The sequence below is a fragment of the Brucella sp. NBRC 113783 genome (assembly GCF_040372265.1).
GTDB lineage: Bacteria > Pseudomonadota > Alphaproteobacteria > Rhizobiales > Rhizobiaceae > Brucella > Brucella teleogrylli.
Genome location: NZ_BAABRX010000008.1, coordinates 107,147 through 123,213, shown reverse-complemented (window position 1 = coordinate 123,213; position 16,067 = coordinate 107,147). Strand labels below are relative to the sequence as shown.

Here is a 16,067-nt window from a genome sequence, read left to right as displayed (position 1 = left end):
CAGCTAGTTTAGCGCCTGTCGGATGATCCGCATCCGCTAAAGTACCTCCTTTTCGGAGAAACAGCTTTTCGCTTTGCTGAAGGTTTGATGTAGTCCTTGCCAAGGCGCGCTTTTTGGTTTTTCTCTGTCGCAACAGTTTGTCACGGAGGAATAGCATGACTGCCGCAACCGATCCGAAAGCTATCGTTATCGCCAGCGCCGCGCGTACGGCGGTGGGCTCCTTCAACGGTGCTTTCGCCACTGTTCCCGCCCATGAGCTGGGCGCAACGGTCATCAAGGCGGCTCTCGAACGGGCGGGCGTTGCTGCTGACGATGTCGATGAAGTCATTCTCGGACAGGTGTTGACGGCAGGCGAGGGGCAGAACCCGGCGCGTCAGGCTGCTATGGCGGCTGGCTGCCCGAAAGAAGCAACGGGCTTTGCGATCAACCAGCTTTGCGGCTCGGGCCTGCGCGCCGTTGCGCTCGGCATGCAGCAGATTCAGTCGGGCGATGCGAAAGTTATCGTCGCTGGCGGTCAGGAATCGATGTCCATGGCGCCGCATTGCGCGCATCTGCGCGGCGGCGTGAAGATGGGCGATTTCAAAATGATCGACACCATGATCAAGGACGGACTGACCGATGCGTTTCATGGCTATCACATGGGGATCACCGCAGAAAACATTGCGCGCCAGTGGCAACTGACCCGCGCCGATCAGGATGAATTCGCGCTCGCGTCCCAACAGAAGGCGGAAGCGGCGCAGAAGGCCGGAAAGTTCGAGGATGAAATCGTCCCGTTCACCGTCAAGACGCGCAAGGGCGATGTTGTCGTTTCATCCGACGAATATATTCGTCCGGGCGCGACCCTCGAAGCGCTGACCAAGCTGAAGCCAGCTTTCGACAAGGAAGGCACGGTGACGGCGGGCAATGCATCTGGCCTCAATGACGGCGCTGCGGCAGTCGTGCTGATGGAAGCCGAGGAGGCAAGCAAGCGTGGCGTCAAGCCGCTGGCGCGCATCGTTTCCTGGGCAACGGCTGGCGTCGATCCTTCGATCATGGGTACGGGTCCGATCCCAGCCACGCGCAAGGCGCTGGAAAAGGCTGGCTGGACGGTGGCCGATCTGGAACTGGTGGAAGCCAATGAAGCTTTCGCCGCGCAATCCTGCGCCGTGGTTCGTGATCTGGGTCTCAACCCGGAAATCGTCAACGTGAATGGCGGCGCAATTGCTATCGGTCATCCAATTGGCGCTTCCGGCGCGCGGGTGCTGACCACGCTGCTTTATGAAATGAAACGCCGCGATGCCAAGCGCGGTCTCGCGACACTCTGCATCGGTGGTGGCATGGGCGTTGCCATGTGTGTCGAGCGCGACTGATCAACTTACCGATCAGGCTTTATCTTAGGGGCAGGCTGTGGGTTTCTGCAGCCTGCCTTTTTATGTCCGCAAACACAGGTTTGATAGCGAATGAGGGATAGGGCTGTTTTGGATTACCCGCTCAAAGGTTAACGCCAAACGCCTTCTCTGTTCGTTTTAGGGTGTATCGTTGCGTCAGCTGATGTTTCAATATGGTGCGGTTTGGCAAAAGCCTACCAGATGTGGTGAGAACAAAGAGGGAAAATTGATCGATCACCGATTCGTCGCCGATTCGTTCCGGCTTTGGCCTGAAGGTTAATGAAAACGGCTTTGGCGGCTTGATTTTCGATAACCAACTATTAGGAATTGTTAAGTTTTCTTTAAGCTGCTCAAACTGTCATCGCTCACTCTTGACGCGCTTTGGTCAAAAGTTAACGGCGATGGTGTTTTGTTCTGTTTATGTCAGGACGTTGCGCATGGGAGACTCAGCATATGGTGCCTATCGACAATCCGGTTACCATATGTTGCCGTGAACAAAAGGCGAAGGAATCAGAGTCAGCGATTCGTAGCCGATTCGTTCCAGAGTCGTTCTATTCGTTAAATTGGACCCTTTGTTAAAATCGGGCGTTTGGTAAAACTGTCAGGCTGCCTCTGTAAAAACTCGGGCGGCTTAAACTTAACAGGAGCGCTTTCGGCCAAGGTCGTATAGTGCTATCGCAACACACGACAATCGGCACCCCAGTTGCATGTTGGGGTGCTTGTACCGGGAATCAATTATTGGCATGAACCAACGCCCTGCCCATGATTTGCCGCTGAGCTTGAGCGGTCGCGACGTGACTGCGGTGCTGGGGCCGACCAATACAGGCAAAACCCATCTCGCCATCGAGCGCATGCTGTCGCACGGCAGCGGCATGATTGGCCTGCCGCTGCGCCTTCTGGCGCGTGAGGTCTATAATCGTGTCGTGGAGCGGGTGGGCGTCGCCAATGTCGCGCTGGTCACGGGCGAGGAAAAGATCGTCCCGCCCACTGCGCGTTATTCCGTCTGCACCGTCGAAGCCATGCCGCGCCGCACCGATGTGGCATTCGTCGCCATCGACGAGGTGCAACTCGCGGGCGATCTGGAACGCGGGCATATTTTCACAGATCGCATTTTGCATCTGCGCGGACGGCAGGAAACACTCCTGCTCGGTGCCGCCACCATGCGCGCCATTCTGGAAAAGCTCCTGCGCGGCATCAATGTGGTGACGCGTCCGCGCCTGTCGCATCTGGCCTATGCCGGTTCCAAAAAGATCACGCGCTTGCCGAACCGTTCGGCCATCGTCGCTTTTTCCGCCGACGAGGTTTACGCCATTGCCGAGCTGATCCGTCGCCAGCGCGGCGGGGCTGCGGTGGTCATGGGGGCTTTGTCGCCGCGCACACGCAATGCGCAGGTCGAGCTTTATCAGTCCGGCGATGTGGACTTTCTGGTCGCGACCGATGCCATCGGCATGGGGCTCAATCTCGATGTCGATCATGTGGCCTTCGCGCAGAACCGCAAATTCGACGGCTATCAGTTCCGTGATCTGACGCCAGCCGAAGTGGGGCAGATTGCCGGTCGTGCCGGTCGTCATCTTCGCGATGGCACATTTGGCGTGACGGGGCAGGTGCAGCCCTTCGACGACGAGATGGTCGAACGGGTGGAAGCGCATAATTTCGATCCGGTGAAAGTGCTGCAATGGCGCACGGAGCGTTTCGACTTTTCGTCGATTGAAGCCTTGCGCCGATCACTGGAAACACCGGCACCAGTCGAGGGGCTGGCCAAGGCTTTGCCGGCTGTCGACCAGCAGGCGCTTGAAAATCTGTCGAAAGACGGAGAGATTGTGCGCCTCGCGACAACACCGGCGCGGATTGAACTTTTGTGGGATGCCTGTGCACTCCCGGATTATCGTAAGATCGCACCGGCACAACATGCCGATATCATTGCGTCTATCTATCAGGATCTAGTGCGCCGAGGGAGCGTCGATGAAGATTATATGAGCGAACAGGTGCGCCGCGCCGACAGTACAGAGGGGGAAATCGACACTCTGTCGCACCGCGTGGCGCAAATTCGAACCTGGACTTTTGTGTCGCACAGGCCCGGATGGCTTGCCGATCCGACACACTGGCAGGAAAAGACGCGCGAAATAGAGGACAGATTGTCCGACGCGCTTCATGAAAGGTTGACGAAACGCTTTGTAGACCGCAGGACAAGCGTGCTTATGAGGCGCCTGAGAGAGAATGCCATGCTTGAAGCAGAAATCAGCCCGGCCGGAGACGTGAGTGTCGAAGGCCACAATGTTGGGCAACTGGAAGGATTCCGTTTCACCGCCGACGTCCAGGCCGAGGGGCCAGACGCGAAGGCGGTGAAGACGGCTGCGCAAAAGGCGCTGGCCGCCGAGTTCGATCGCCGTGCGGAGCGCTTTGCGGCTGCTCCCAACGGAGACTTCGCACTTGGTTCGGACGGTGTGTTGCGCTGGGTCGGTGCAACCGTTGCAACTTTGGTCGCCGGTGACGACATTATGAAGCCGCGCACGGTGATCCTTGCCGACGAACAGCTCACCGGTCCGGCACGGGACAAGGTTGCTGCGCGCATCGATCGTTTCGTGGCTCACCACATCGAAACCGTTCTGAAGCCTCTGACCGATCTGGCCGGCGCCGATGCGCTGACCGGCATGACGCGCGGTCTCGCTTTCCAGATCGTTGAGAATCTCGGCATTCTCCAGCGCCGTGAGGTGGTGGAGGAAGTGCGCGGTCTCGATCAGGATTCGCGTGCGGCACTGCGTCGCCTCGGCGTGCGCTTCGGCGCCTATCACGTGTTCATGCCCATGCTGCTGAAGCCGGCTCCCGCCGGTCTCATCACGCTGCTCTGGGCCTTGAAGAACGATGGCCGCGAGCGTGCCGGTTACGGCGATGTGGTCAATGTTCTGGCCGCTGGTCGTACCTCAGTTGTGGTCGATCCGGCTTTCGATCCGATGTTCTATCGTCTGGCAGGCTATCGTGTGCTGGGCCGTCGTGCGGTTCGCATCGATATTCTGGAGCGTCTTGCCGATCTCATCCGTCCGGCTCTGGCCTGGCGTCCGGGTTCGGGTACGCGTCCGGATGGCGCTTATGACGGCGGACGTTTCATCGTCACGCCTGCCATGATGTCGATCCTCGGTGCGACCACCGAAGACATGGAAGAAATCCTGAAAAGCCTGGGCTATCGCCATGAGGCGATGGAAGCTGGCGATGTTGCCGCCAAGCTTGCGGAACTGGATGCGTTCGCTGCCGAAGCTGCCGCCAAGGATGCAGGCGCTGCCGTTTCTGCTGTTGCAGCGGAAGCGGAAAAGCCTGCCGTGCCTGCGGCGGAACCGGTGCCTGCGCCGGTTGTCGCTGTTGAAGTGAAGGCCGAAGAGACCGCACCTGTGGCGGAAGCGCCTGCTGCTGAAGCCGCTGCACCTGCCGGTGACGCGGTTGCGGAAGAGCCGAAGCCGGTTCTCCTGTGGCGTCAGGGCCGTTTCGAAGGTCGTAGCCGCAATCAGGACCAGAACAACCGTCAGCGTCATGGTGGCCAGCACAATCGCGGCCAGCAAAACGAGGCGCGCAAGTCCGAAGGCGGCGACGAGCAAAATGCGCGTGGCGGCAAGCGTTTCGACAAGAACAAGCGCCACAACCATGACGGCGAAGGTCAGGGCAAGCGCGAAGGCTTCAAGGGCAAGCCGCGTGACGGTGGCGGTCGTGATCGCCAGCCGAAGCGCGATCACGCTGCCCCCCATGGCGCGTCTAATGGCAACAAGCGTTTCGAACAGGAACGTCCGGCACGGATCGATCCCGACTCGCCGTTTGCCAAGCTGCTGGCTCTCAAGGAGCAGATGAAGAAGTAAGATGACCGGCGAACACAGCGGAAGACAGCGTATCGACAAGTGGCTGTTATTCGCGCGCGTGGTCAAATCAAGATCGCTGGCGGCGAAACTCGCCGTCGGCGGCAAGGTCCGGGTCAACCGGGATAAGATCGAGCAGGCCGCTCATCAGGTGAAAATCGGCGATGTGCTGACCATCACGCTTGATCGCCGCATCCTCGTTTACAAAGTGCTTCTGCCCGGCGAGCGGCGTGGTCCTGCTCCGGAAGCCCAGCTTCTCTATGAAGATTTGTCGCCAGCGCCAGCCTCTTCGTCCGAGATGACGGCGGCTGCCCTGCCGCAGCGCGAAAGCGGCGCGGGACGCCCCACCAAGAAAGAACGCCGCGATACGGACCGTCTGCGCGGGATTTGATCTGGACGCGTTGCCGCAGCGTTGAAGACAGCTGCGATGGAAATTGCGCCGTAAAGTGTTTTGACGAAAGTGTTTTCTACGCTTAGGGATTGAGACGAAAAGCCGTTTCTGCTGTGTGGCCTATGCTTACAATGCGGCGATTGCACCCTTGTCAGAGAGAGATAAAATCGCTACCTCACGCTGTGTCACGAAGAACATGGCGATGAAAAGGGTCGGATGATCCGGGATTGCTCCATGGGTCGTGATGTCGTGGCGAGATATTCCGTGACGCAGCCATTCCCATGGACCTGTCGAAATATCGGCGCAAATAAACAGGATAGACAAGCCTCCACTCGGGAAGAGGGGCGGTAACAGGAGTTCGACGATGACTTATGTCGTGACCGATAATTGCATTCGCTGCAAATATACGGACTGCGTCGAGGTCTGTCCGGTCGATTGCTTCTATGAAGGCGAGAACATGCTCGTCATCAATCCTGATGAATGCATCGACTGCGGCGTGTGCGAGCCTGAATGCCCTGCCGAAGCGATCAGCCCGGATACTGAGCCTGGCCTCGACAAGTGGCTGGAGCTGAATACGGAATATGCGGCGAAGTGGCCCAATATCACCGTCAAGAAAGATGCCATGCCGGAAGCCAAGGAAATGGACGGCGTCACGGGCAAGCTCGAAAACCATTTCTCCCCGGAGCCCGGCAGCGGCGACTAGGCCCAAAGGCCCGTCTATCGTCTTGTCATCGCATGTAGATTAGCTTTGCCTTTCACTTGCTTTTTCTACACGAAGGCGGCAAAAGACGAATAAAATCACGGGAAAGCACCGGCAAAACAGGTGTATTGAGTTGCCAGACGAGACATATCTGGCAATTTGTTGATTCTTTCGCGAAATTGTGTTAGCCTGCACCAATAATTTCGGTGACTGGACGTCAATTCGTGGCGCAAAAGCGTTTTTCTCAGAAAGGCTGATGTTTTTTACCGGGCTAAAATTGGCACCGGGGTGGATGATTGCGATCAAACGCAAGGTCCTGAAAAGTTGTTGGCTTCTCAGGGCGGTTTTATGCGCCGCAACACCATTCCGTTCCTGCTCCTTTTCTTGCCCGTTAGAGAAAATCTGCCGTTAGAGGCGTTTCCGGTTCATCGCATGTTGCAGTCAGATGAAAAGCATCTGACGCCGCATAAATGCGCCTAACAGCGGCTCAGAGTGCCGATCTGCTTATGAGATCGACTTGCTCTGGCGCCGACAACAGCTTCCGCGCTTCTCAGAAGTGCGGTCGGGTATCATGTGTCAACCGGCGGGTCGCGCCGGGCACAACAGGGAGTATTGAAGCGTATGTCATCCCAGCAGAAAAAATCCGCAATCCGTGGTGGTTTCAAGACCGGTGAGTCGATTGTGTATCCGGCTCATGGCGTTGGTCAGATCGTAGCGATCGAAGAGCAGGAAGTGGCTGGTCACAAGCTTGAACTTTTCGTGATCGATTTCGAAAAAGACAAGATGCGTCTGAAGGTTCCGGTCGCCAAGGCCGCAACCATCGGTATGCGCAAGCTGTCGGAAACGGATTATGTGGAGCGTGCTCTGAAGGTGGTGCAAGGTCGTGCTCGTGTGAAGCGTACCATGTGGTCGCGCCGCGCGCAGGAATATGATGCGAAGATCAATTCCGGCGATCTGATCTCGATTTCGGAAGTCGTGCGCGATCTTTTCCGTGCCGAAAACCAGCCGGAGCAGTCCTATTCGGAACGCCAGCTTTATGAAGCTGCGCTCGACCGCATGGCTCGCGAAATCGCAGCCGTCAACAAGCTGTCGGATACCGAAGCTGTCCGTCTGATCGAAGCCAATCTGGCCAAGGGTCCGAAGCGCGGCAAGGCCGATGCTGAAGCCGACCTTGAAGACGATGAAGTCGAAGCTGCATAAGTTTTGCTTTTCTTGATGTTTAAAAAGCCCGGCGAAAGCCGGGTTTTTTATTTGTGCTGTTCAAAGCGCCTCGTTTCACGCTGGTCTGATTATGTTGGGCGGTGGCGAATATTTGCTTCAAAGTGGAATTGTTTTCTCAAGCGATTGTTTACCCCAGCCGGCTTTTGTCAGCGTTGTCAGATATTTATACTTTTCGAAGGGAACCAGATCGCTTTTCGCGCGTTGTGAAAAGATACCAGTTCGTAATGGGTCTGTTTTGCGGCGTTTGAACGTGTGCCTCAAGACTGTTCCGAGAGGGCGTTCTGAACGACTTATGTAAGTGTTCAATTGTTCTTCGTGTAACTGGCATATCCTTCAGCCTGGCGTCCAGAAGGGTGCCAGTTCAGAACAGGAGAACCAGATGAAGCCGTCATCAATAAGCAGTTCTTCCGCAGTTCCCGCACCTCGCATGCTTCCGGCTGCGCGTAATCTCCCAACGCCAGCCTCATCCTCCCAATCCATGATCCGCAGCGCAATGTCGGCTCCTTATCTGGAGCGCGAAGAGGAGCGGGCTCTCGCCATTCGCTGGAAAGAATTGAAAGACCAGGATGCCCTGCATCGCATCACATCCGCGCATATGCGCCTTGTGATTTCCATGGCCGGGCGTTTTCGCAAGTTCAAGCTGCCGATGAATGATCTCATTCAGGAAGGCTACGTCGGTCTTCTGGAGGCCGCCGCCCGTTTCGACCCGGACCGGGAGGTGCGCTTCTCGACCTATGCTTCCTGGTGGATCCGCGCATCCATGCAGGACTATATTCTGCGCAACTGGTCCATCGTTCGCGGTGGCACGAGCTCGGCGCAGAAAGCCTTGTTCTTCAACCTTCGCCGTCTGCGCTCGAGACTTGCCCAAGCTGACGACAGCATGACCAAGGCCGAAATCTATCGCGAGATTTCGGATCAGCTTGGCGTTTCGGCCACCGATGTGGAGTTCATGGACAGTCGCCTGTCCGGGCCTGACAGCTCACTGTCCGCTCCGGTCAACAATGATGAGTCCGGGGCTTCGCGGCGCATGGACTTTCTGGTCGACGATCATCCGCTTCAGGATGAAGTTGCCGAAAGCTCCATCGATATGGAACGCCGGAACCAGTGGCTGCATGTGGCGCTGCACTCGCTCAATGAGCGCGAGCTGCACATCATCCGCGAGCGGCGTCTGGACGATGATGGCGTGACACTGGAGGCGCTGGGCGAAAAGCTCGGTATTTCAAAGGAACGTGTGCGCCAGATTGAAAGCCGCGCGCTGGAAAAGCTCAAGATTGCTCTGCTCAGCCAGCATGAACTGGCAGCCTATCAGGCTTGAGAAGCGGATAAATCAGGCAACGCAAGAAAAGGGGCGGTTCGACCGCCCTTTCTTTTGGGGTCAGGACTTGTCGCCTTCGAGGCGGTTTGTCCAATCTTCGACCTTGCGGTTTTCCAGACGGCGCACCGCATAGCGCTTCCAGCTATCAGCCAGATGCGGGATATTGGCCATGAGCGCCAGCTCGTCGTAATTCAGCATATCAACATAAAGCAGATGCCAGACGCGGTGCAGCGACCATTCCGGTGAAAGACGGTCGACCAGCACTATGCTGTCGCCAGTCTCCGCTTCCCCTTCTTCCAGCACGCGATAATACCAGCCGGTACGTCCGGTCTTCTGGACGCGGATTGCCATGTCCGGCGTTTCGAAACGCGCATTAAGCTTCCAGCAGGGCTGACGTCCTTGCGACACTTCGACTAGCGCGGTTCCGAAACGGAAACGGTCGCCGACAGCGACGTTGTGTTCGTCGAGGCCGGTGGTGGAAATATTCTCGCCAAAAGCGCCTGCTGCGCCGAGGCGGTGATTGTCGCCGATATCCTTGCGCCACAGGGCGTAATGATCGCGAGGATAATGATGCAGCGCCTTCTCCGGCCCGCCATGCACCTTGCGGTCGCCTTGCTTATCGCAATCCAGCCCGACCGATGTGACACGGACCTTGCCGGTGACGGGGCGCTTGTCGATGGCGCTTGGCGCGTTGCGGGGACCGAGCGGAGCGATCTGGCCTGCAAGCAGGGCGTCGATGCGGGTTTCCATGTTACTCACTGATGATTTTCACGCGGTCGCCGACCGAGACGGTGGCGCCGGCTGGCATGGCGTTGAGCAGGCGGAACAGTTCCAGCTTGCGCGTGGTGCCCTGAACCCGTGACGAAAGGCTCGCCATGGTGTCACCCGGTTTCACCGTCACAACGCGGATGCGCAGCGGCTTGATGGCGTTCTGCTCGGCAGGTGTCAGAAGACGGAAGGACTGCGTCACCGTCTGCGAGGCCGGAAGCAGCGCGGTGCTGCCCTTTGGCGCGGCGGTGAGGAAACGATAGACCTTGTCGTTTGCGCCAATCACCACGATGTCGAACTGCCAGCGGTCGGCAGCGGCACGTGCAGTTGCGGCTGGCAATCCATTGACGGTGGTTGACTGAATGGAGCTTTCATCCAGCCCCGTGACCCAGCCCGATTTGATATAATCGGTGAGGCTGGAACCGGATGGCAGGGATGCGCCGTCAAACCGGATCGCCACTTCGCCGGGACCGCTCGCCATGACCGCGGTGGCGGAATTGTCGATGGTGAAGCCGTCAGGCGCGCGGAACGTTACGCCGAGCTTCGGATGGATGAAGGTCTGTTCGCGAATATAACCCTCATTGGGCGAGTCGCCGTAAAGCAGCCCGTCAATGCCATTGAGGAACGAATCACGGTCGGTTGTGCCGACGCCCGGCGCGCCGATACGGCGGGCATGGCCGAGCGCCAGTTCGATGCGTTGCGGCGTTGCCGGATGGCTCGCGAGGAAGTCGAGGCTGGCATCGGTCGCGCCCGATACGGAACGGAAACCGGTATAGGCTTCCATCGACTGCAGGAAACGTGCCGAGGCGAATGGATCATACCCCGCTTCGCCGATCATCTTGATGCCGATGGCATCGGCTTGCAGTTCCTGATTGCGCGAGAACTGGGCAAGCCGCAGCTTGCCGCGAATGAGCGCTTCACGGCTGGCCGATTCATTATGCAGCACTTCGCTGGCCACGCGACCGGCGATCTCGGTTTCCGCTTCCTTTTCCTGCCGCAGAATGCCGTGATTGGCGACGACGTGGCCCATTTCATGGGCGATTACGGCTGCGACTTCCGAGGAATCATTGGCGAGCGCCAGCAGGCCGCGCGTCACATAAAGATAGCCGCCGGGCAGGGCAAAGGCGTTGATGTTGGGCGAATCGAGAATGGTGATGCGGTAGGTCTGCTCCGGCTTGTCGGAAACGGTCGTGAGCTTGCCCACGATCTTCGCGACCATGCGCTCCAGCCGCTGGTCCTTATATTCGCCGCCATAGGTGGCGAGGATGCGCGGATGCTGTTGCGCGCCGATCTGCGCCAGCTTGTCGTTGCGCGTCACATTATCGACCGTCACCGGATTGTCCGATGGCTGCAAGCCGAGATCCTTGCTGGAATTGATCGACTGGCAGCCGGAAATCAAGGCGACAGCAAACAAGCCAAAGCCAATGGCTGCTTTCCGCCAATTGCGCTGCGCCCGTTCTGGCAGGGAGACTGGAAGACACAGGGAGGCCCGGATACGGGTCTTGTGACGGAACAGTATTTTATCCTCGCGATTCATAGATCATCAGGTCGTCCGCAAATCTAGTCACAGACCAGCAGACGTACAAGCGGCCCAATAGAGTTGAATACGGTTCTTCCGGGCGGATTGCGAACAAAATATGTCCGCTACCGTAACTCTATTTGAGATTTACCCGCGCTTGTCACCGATATAGCGCCGCAGCGCTTCAGGTCCAGTCTCCGACAGGAGGTCGCGAGCGTGGCCTTGCGCCGCAACCGCACCATTTTCGATAAACAGCAATTGCGCATCGAGATAGAGCGCATCTTCCGGCGTGTGCGTAACCATCAACACAGTCATGCCGGTTTCGCGGCGCAATTCATTGACGAGATCGAGCATCTGATGGCGCAATGCTGGCCCAAGCGATGCAAAGGCTTCGTCCAGCAGCAGCACCGGGCGTTCGCGAACAAGTGCGCGGGCAATCGCCACACGCTGGCGTTCGCCACCGGACAGGGCTTCGGGCTTGCGCTGCTCCTTGTCCTTGAGGCCGACGCGGGTCAGCGCTTCGGCGATGGCTGCGCGGTCGCTATCCGTCAGTTTCAGGTTTGGTGCGCGACCAAGGCCGATATTTTGCGCGACGGTGAGATGGGCAAACAGGTTGTTTTCCTGAAACACCATCGAAACTGGCCGCTCCGGCGGCGGCAGTCGGGTCACATCGACACCCCCGATGGCAATGGTGCCGGATGAGGGCGTCTCAAAACCGGCAATGAGGTTCAGGAGCGTGGATTTTCCCGAGCCGCTTGGGCCCACAATGGCCGCAATGGCGCCGCCCGCGATCGTCAGGTCGAAGCGCATTGCGGTTTCGCCATAGCTGAAGCGCACGTCGGTAAGGCGGATGTCGGCGGATGCAGTCATGCGTTGAAATTCACTTTCCGGGATATGGCAGCACGGTCGGCAAGCATCATCAGACCAAGGCAGAGAAGCCCCAGAATGAGCGCCAGACCGGCGGCATCGAATGTGCGGTAACTGCCCATGCGCTGCAAGAGAAGATAGGGCAGGGTCATCAGCGCATCGCTGCCGAACAGTGCGATTGTGCCAAGATCGCCGATGGAAAGCGCCATGGCGAAAGCGAAGGCCATGCCGAAAGGCTTGCGGATCGACGGCCAGTCGATGAGCCGCAGCCGGTTGAAGCCCTGAATACCAAGCTGGGCGCAAAGCCGGTTGTGGCGCGCTGCTGCCGTATCCCAGGCCGGGCGCAGCAGGCGAACGGCAAAAGGCATGGCCATGGCCGCGTTGACCGTCACCACCATCACCGGCGCAATTGTGAAGGGATCGGTGATGTGGCGAAGCAAGATGAACCATCCTGCACCGATCACGATGGGCGGCATGACGAGAATGAGGCTCGCGCCGGTATCGAACAGGCTGGCTATCCGGTTGCTCCTGACCGCTTCCCGCGCTGAAACCAGCGCCAATGAAAGGATGACCGACAAAGTGGCGGCAGAAAAACCGAGCGCAAGGCTCGTGACGATGGCCCGCCAGACGGTCCTTTCGCTGAGCAGGCGGGCGAGGTCGGCAGCGAGGCCAGACACGACCACGCCGGCAATCGGCAAGGCGACATAAAGAAAGCCGATGAGAATGGCGACGATGTTGAACAGGCATTCGCCCCCGGAAGGCTTGCCGTAGCGGCGTGGTGTTGCCGTGTGGGTAAAGCCTTCTTCGGAAGGACGACCGGTCAGACGCAAGGCCAGCAGGATCAACAAGGTCAGGCCGAGCTGGGTGGCGGTGAGCGCAACCGCACGCGCCGGGTCGAAATCGAAATGCAGGCTTTGATAGATCGCCACTTCCAGCGTTGTGGCGCGCGGGCCACCGCCGAGCGTCAGCACGGTGGTAAAACTCGTCACGCAGAGCATGAAGATCAGCCCCGCCATGCCGGGCAGGCTGCGGCGGATAACCGGCCACTCGATCAGCCGGAAACGGGCGCGGTTGCCCATGCCAAGCTGGGCCGCGAGTTTCCAGTAATCGGCGGGTATCGATTCATAGGCGGCGAGGATGAGCCGCACTGCCAGCGGCATGTTGAAGAACACATGCGCGATCAAAATGCCGGTAATGCCATAGATATCCGGCTGGAAAGGGTATCCCACGGCGTCCGACATATGAGCGATGAGGCCGTTGCGGCCATAGATACTGGTCACACCCAGCACAGCGACGAGGGCAGGCAGTGCGAGCGGCAGAGCGAAAAGCCGCAGGATAAGGCCGCGTCCGGGAAAATGCGCTTCCGAATGGAGGGCGCGGGCAACGGGGATCGCGAAGGCGACCGAAAGCAGGCTGGATGCGATGGCTTGTGTGATGGTGAAACGGGCGGTTCGCCAGAGATAGGCATCGAAATTTGCGGCGGCATCGAAGCCGCCGCTGGCCTCAAAGGCAAGTGCGACGAGCGCACCACCGGCCAGCACGGCAAGGAAAGCCAACGCCAAAGCCCCCGCGATGGGTTTCATCGCGGGGGTGGGGTGCGTAGCTTTGCTTGCCGGAGCGTTTATCATTTGCTGGTGGCTGCCAGCCATTCATCGACCCAGGCCTTGCGGTTCTTCGCAACCTCGTCGGATGGAATGAGCAGGGTCTTTTCCGGCTTCGGCAAAGCGTCGAATGCGGCGGGCAACGGCGTCGAGGTCTTGCCTGCCGGGAACATCCAGTTGGTTTCGGGAATCACATCCTGAAAGCCGGGGCCGGTCATGAAGGAGAGGAATTTCTGCGCCAGCGGGTTCTTGGCGCCGGTCGTCGTCTGGGCGGCCAGTTCGATCTGCAGATAATTGCCTTCCGGAAAGGCCAACGCCTTGTAGCGATCCGTCTTCTCCGCGATGACATGATAGGCGGGCGAACTGGTATAAGAGAGCACCATCGGCGCTTCACCCTTGGTGAAGAGACCATAGGCTTCCGACCAGCCCGGCGTGACGGTGAGAATGCGCTTTTGCAGCTTCTGCCAGGCGTCGTCCGCCTGATCGCCATAGACGGACTTCATCCACAACAGCATGCCTAGGCCGGGCGTCGAGGTGCGCGGGTCCTGAAGCACGAGCTTCTGCGACGGGTCGCCTTCGACCAGTTCTTTCAGGCTCTTGGGCGGATTGGGCAACTTTTCCGAATCATAGACGATGGCGAAATAGCCATAGTCATAGGGTACGAAAATATCGTCCTTGAAGCCGCCCGGCACGCTGACATTGCCAAGATCGATGCCGCTTGGCGCAAAGTAGCCGCTGGCGCGCGCTTCCGTGGTCAGATTGGTGTCGAGACCCAGCACGATATCGGCCTTGGTGTTGCCGCCTTCGAGCTTCAGCCGGTTGAGCAGCGCCACGCCATCGGCGGAAGCAACCCAGTTGATCTCGCAGTCGCATTCCTTCTCGAAGCTTTCCTTCACCTTGGGACCGGGGCCCCATTCGGAAATGAAACTGTCATAGGTGTAGATGGTGAGCTTATCTTTCGCCTGCGCTGCGGGCGTAAGGCTTACCGCTGCCGCGAAAGAGAAGGCCAGCAAAGATAACAGCCGCATAACGGCACGTCCTTTCATCAAGTTAAAAGGATATAGCGCCGCTTGGGTTCAGGAACACAATCATCACCGAAAGGTTGGAACTTGAAGCTGCAACTTTTCGGGATCGTGCCGCAGAGCAGCATCTAATCCCTCCGCCGGTGCAAACCGGATCAGGTTCGGCGGGTTGGCTTTTTGAAAAGCCTCTCAGCCATCTGCTTGCGCCGATGGCACCCCGTTAGAGCGTTGCGACATTAATATGTCAGGCCGTGAAGGGCAAGAGAGGCAAAACCATCGACAAGTCGGGCACAACGGACTTCCGGCTGCGATTCGCCCATGATATGAGCGACTTATGAGCACATTCGTCATCCTTCTCGGCGGCGATCTCGTCGTAACCGAACGGCTGCGGCAGCAGATAGCTGGCGCGCGCATTCTTGCCGCCGACGGCGGCATTCGTCATGCGGCGGCATTGGGCGTCGAGCCAGAACTTTGGCTTGGCGATTTCGATTCGACGCCACAAGCGCTCGTTGAACAATATGCGCATGTGCCGCAAAAGACATTTCCCCGCGCCAAGGACATGACGGACGGTGAACTGGCTTTCGAGGAAGCGTTTGCCCGTGGCGCAACGCGCGCCATTTTGTGCGGCGCTTTCGGCGGACAGCGCACCGATCACACGCTTCTGCATCTCACCATGGCGACGGCGCAGGCGGAAAAGGGGCGGAACGTCTTTCTTTCCAGCGGTGCGGAAGAAGCCTGGCCGGTGACATCCGGCGAATTTGCCTATGATTTTCCAGATGGTACGCTGTTCAGCGTCATCAGTTTCTCGGCTTTGGACGGACTTTCAATCACAAATGCCGAGTGGCCGTTAGACAACGTGACCTTGCCTTTTGGTTCTTCGTGGACTGTTTCCAATATAGTGCGTGGAACACTTCGTATTACTGTGCGTTCTGGCTTAGCGATACTTGTCGCAAACTTAAGTTCTGAACACGCCAACAGTGTGCCGCTAACCTTACCGATTGAAAAGGCTTGACGCTCGATAGCGAAACGTATTTCAAATGCAGCAAGCGGGTAAATTCGCTAACGCCGAAATTGGGGACGCAAAATCGGCACCTGAAATGTCAACTTTGACAGGAGATTGTTTGATGAAATCACGTCTTTCCATGATTGCGGTTGCCGGGGTGCTCGCTTTGTCAACAGCAGCCTGCACGACCAACGAACAGCGTACGGCTGGTTACGGCGTTGGCGGTGCAGCAATCGGCGCTCTCGCCGGTGGTGCAATTGGCGGCAATGGCCGTGGCGCTCTCACGGGTGCAGCGATCGGCGCTGTCGCCGGTACGCTGGTGGGCGCTGCCCAGTCGCGCAATGGCGTGCAGTACTGCCGCTATCGTGACAATTACGGCCGCATCTACGAAGCGCGTTGCCAATAAGTTCGCGCTACTAAGCTCGGCAAGCTCGCAGAGCTTGAGCCAGCTTAG

General features: G+C 58.3%; 14 protein-coding genes and 1 riboswitch. Of the genes, 8 read left to right on the top strand and 6 right to left on the bottom strand.

Annotated elements, in window-relative coordinates; translation table 11 throughout:
* The first annotated feature begins 155 nt into the window (after window positions 1–155).
* The 3 genes from ABWW11_RS20540 to ABWW11_RS20530 all read left to right on the top strand — a co-directional run bounded on the left by ABWW11_RS20540 (window position 156) and on the right by ABWW11_RS20530 (window position 5,597).
* Window positions 156–1,349: an acetyl-CoA C-acetyltransferase gene (locus tag ABWW11_RS20540; RefSeq protein ID WP_109369794.1), complete on the top strand. Its 1,194-nt coding sequence runs from the start codon at window positions 156–158 to the stop codon at window positions 1,347–1,349.
* A 761-nt stretch (window positions 1,350–2,110) separates the two neighbouring features.
* Window positions 2,111–5,209: a helicase-related protein gene (locus ABWW11_RS20535; protein WP_124915890.1), complete on the top strand. Its 3,099-nt coding sequence runs from the start codon at window positions 2,111–2,113 to the stop codon at window positions 5,207–5,209.
* Between the two features lies 1 nt (window position 5,210).
* Complete coding sequence (locus ABWW11_RS20530) at window positions 5,211–5,597, top strand: RNA-binding S4 domain-containing protein (protein ID WP_319080534.1); 387 nt, start codon at window positions 5,211–5,213, stop codon at window positions 5,595–5,597.
* A gap of 126 nt (window positions 5,598–5,723) precedes the next feature.
* Here the strand turns inward: ABWW11_RS20530 and ABWW11_RS20525 are convergent, their stop codons facing one another.
* A complete protein-coding gene (locus ABWW11_RS20525) occupies window positions 5,724–5,921 on the bottom strand; it encodes a hypothetical protein (protein WP_124915889.1) in 198 nt (65 codons plus the stop codon).
* Between the two features lie 40 nt (window positions 5,922–5,961).
* Here ABWW11_RS20525 and fdxA point away from each other — a divergent pair, with 40 nt between their 5' ends.
* The 3 genes from fdxA (at window position 5,962) to ABWW11_RS20510 (ending at window position 8,833) form a co-directional block, all read left to right on the top strand.
* Window positions 5,962–6,300: a ferredoxin FdxA gene (fdxA, locus tag ABWW11_RS20520; protein WP_109369791.1), complete on the top strand. Its 339-nt coding sequence runs from the start codon at window positions 5,962–5,964 to the stop codon at window positions 6,298–6,300.
* Window positions 6,301–6,918: 618 nt separating this feature from the next.
* On the top strand, window positions 6,919–7,497 hold the full coding sequence (locus tag ABWW11_RS20515) for a CarD family transcriptional regulator (protein ID WP_109369790.1): 579 nt from the start codon (window positions 6,919–6,921) through the stop codon (window positions 7,495–7,497).
* 400 nt (window positions 7,498–7,897) lie between these two features.
* Window positions 7,898–8,833, top strand: a complete 936-nt coding sequence (locus tag ABWW11_RS20510) for an RNA polymerase factor sigma-32 (RefSeq protein WP_109369789.1) — start codon at window positions 7,898–7,900, stop codon at window positions 8,831–8,833.
* A 60-nt stretch (window positions 8,834–8,893) separates the two neighbouring features.
* On the opposite strand, the gene ABWW11_RS20505 is transcribed toward ABWW11_RS20510, so the two are convergent.
* From ABWW11_RS20505 to thiB, 5 genes are all read right to left on the bottom strand, one after another.
* The gene (locus ABWW11_RS20505; protein ID WP_109369788.1) at window positions 8,894–9,583 is read right to left on the bottom strand and encodes an MOSC domain-containing protein; all 690 of its coding nucleotides are present in this window, start codon (window positions 9,581–9,583) and stop codon (window positions 8,894–8,896) included.
* Window position 9,584: 1 nt separating this feature from the next.
* Complete coding sequence (gene cdlP, locus ABWW11_RS20500; protein WP_109370315.1) at window positions 9,585–11,015, bottom strand: cell division protease CdlP; 1,431 nt, start codon at window positions 11,013–11,015, stop codon at window positions 9,585–9,587.
* 252 nt (window positions 11,016–11,267) lie between these two features.
* The gene (gene thiQ / locus ABWW11_RS20495) at window positions 11,268–11,990 is read right to left on the bottom strand and encodes a thiamine ABC transporter ATP-binding protein (RefSeq protein WP_109369787.1); all 723 of its coding nucleotides are present in this window, start codon (window positions 11,988–11,990) and stop codon (window positions 11,268–11,270) included.
* Window positions 11,987–13,636: a thiamine/thiamine pyrophosphate ABC transporter permease ThiP gene (thiP, locus tag ABWW11_RS20490; RefSeq protein WP_371830923.1), complete on the bottom strand. Its 1,650-nt coding sequence runs from the start codon at window positions 13,634–13,636 to the stop codon at window positions 11,987–11,989. Before thiP ends, thiQ begins: the two co-directional genes overlap by 4 nt.
* Entirely contained in the window at window positions 13,612–14,616 is a 1,005-nt protein-coding gene (gene thiB / locus ABWW11_RS20485) for a thiamine ABC transporter substrate binding subunit (protein ID WP_109369785.1), read from the bottom strand. The genes thiP and thiB overlap by 25 nt, the downstream gene beginning before the upstream one ends.
* Before the next feature lie 109 nt (window positions 14,617–14,725).
* Window positions 14,726–14,840, bottom strand: a riboswitch (TPP riboswitch).
* 104 nt (window positions 14,841–14,944) lie between these two features.
* Here thiB and ABWW11_RS20480 point away from each other — a divergent pair.
* Both ABWW11_RS20480 and ABWW11_RS20475 read left to right on the top strand, forming a co-directional pair.
* On the top strand, window positions 14,945–15,622 hold the full coding sequence (locus ABWW11_RS20480) for a thiamine diphosphokinase (protein WP_109369784.1): 678 nt from the start codon (window positions 14,945–14,947) through the stop codon (window positions 15,620–15,622).
* A 112-nt stretch (window positions 15,623–15,734) separates the two neighbouring features.
* Window positions 15,735–16,019 (top strand): YMGG-like glycine zipper-containing protein, encoded by a 285-nt coding sequence (locus ABWW11_RS20475; RefSeq protein WP_109369783.1) that lies wholly within the window; start codon window positions 15,735–15,737, stop codon window positions 16,017–16,019.
* The last annotated feature ends 48 nt before the right edge of the window (window positions 16,020–16,067 follow it).

Excerpts from the sequence above, each read along its gene's own strand:
- ABWW11_RS20540 (WP_109369794.1), top strand. The coding sequence starts at position 156 with ATGACTGCCGCAACCGATCCGAAAGCTATCGTTATCGCCAGCGCCGCG.
- ABWW11_RS20535 (WP_124915890.1), top strand. The coding sequence starts at position 2,111 with ATGAACCAACGCCCTGCCCATGATTTGCCGCTGAGCTTGAGCGGTCGC.
- ABWW11_RS20530 (WP_319080534.1), top strand. The coding sequence starts at position 5,211 with ATGACCGGCGAACACAGCGGAAGACAGCGTATCGACAAGTGGCTGTTA.
- fdxA (WP_109369791.1), top strand. The coding sequence starts at position 5,962 with ATGACTTATGTCGTGACCGATAATTGCATTCGCTGCAAATATACGGAC.
- ABWW11_RS20515 (WP_109369790.1), top strand. The coding sequence starts at position 6,919 with ATGTCATCCCAGCAGAAAAAATCCGCAATCCGTGGTGGTTTCAAGACC.
- ABWW11_RS20510 (WP_109369789.1), top strand. The coding sequence starts at position 7,898 with ATGAAGCCGTCATCAATAAGCAGTTCTTCCGCAGTTCCCGCACCTCGC.
- ABWW11_RS20505 (WP_109369788.1), bottom strand. The coding sequence starts at position 9,583 with ATGGAAACCCGCATCGACGCCCTGCTTGCAGGCCAGATCGCTCCGCTC.
- thiQ (WP_109369787.1), bottom strand. The coding sequence starts at position 11,990 with ATGACTGCATCCGCCGACATCCGCCTTACCGACGTGCGCTTCAGCTAT.
- thiP (WP_371830923.1), bottom strand. The coding sequence starts at position 13,636 with ATGGCTGGCAGCCACCAGCAAATGATAAACGCTCCGGCAAGCAAAGCT.
- thiB (WP_109369785.1), bottom strand. The coding sequence starts at position 14,616 with ATGCGGCTGTTATCTTTGCTGGCCTTCTCTTTCGCGGCAGCGGTAAGC.
- ABWW11_RS20480 (WP_109369784.1), top strand. The coding sequence starts at position 14,945 with ATGAGCACATTCGTCATCCTTCTCGGCGGCGATCTCGTCGTAACCGAA.
- ABWW11_RS20475 (WP_109369783.1), top strand. The coding sequence starts at position 15,735 with ATGAAATCACGTCTTTCCATGATTGCGGTTGCCGGGGTGCTCGCTTTG.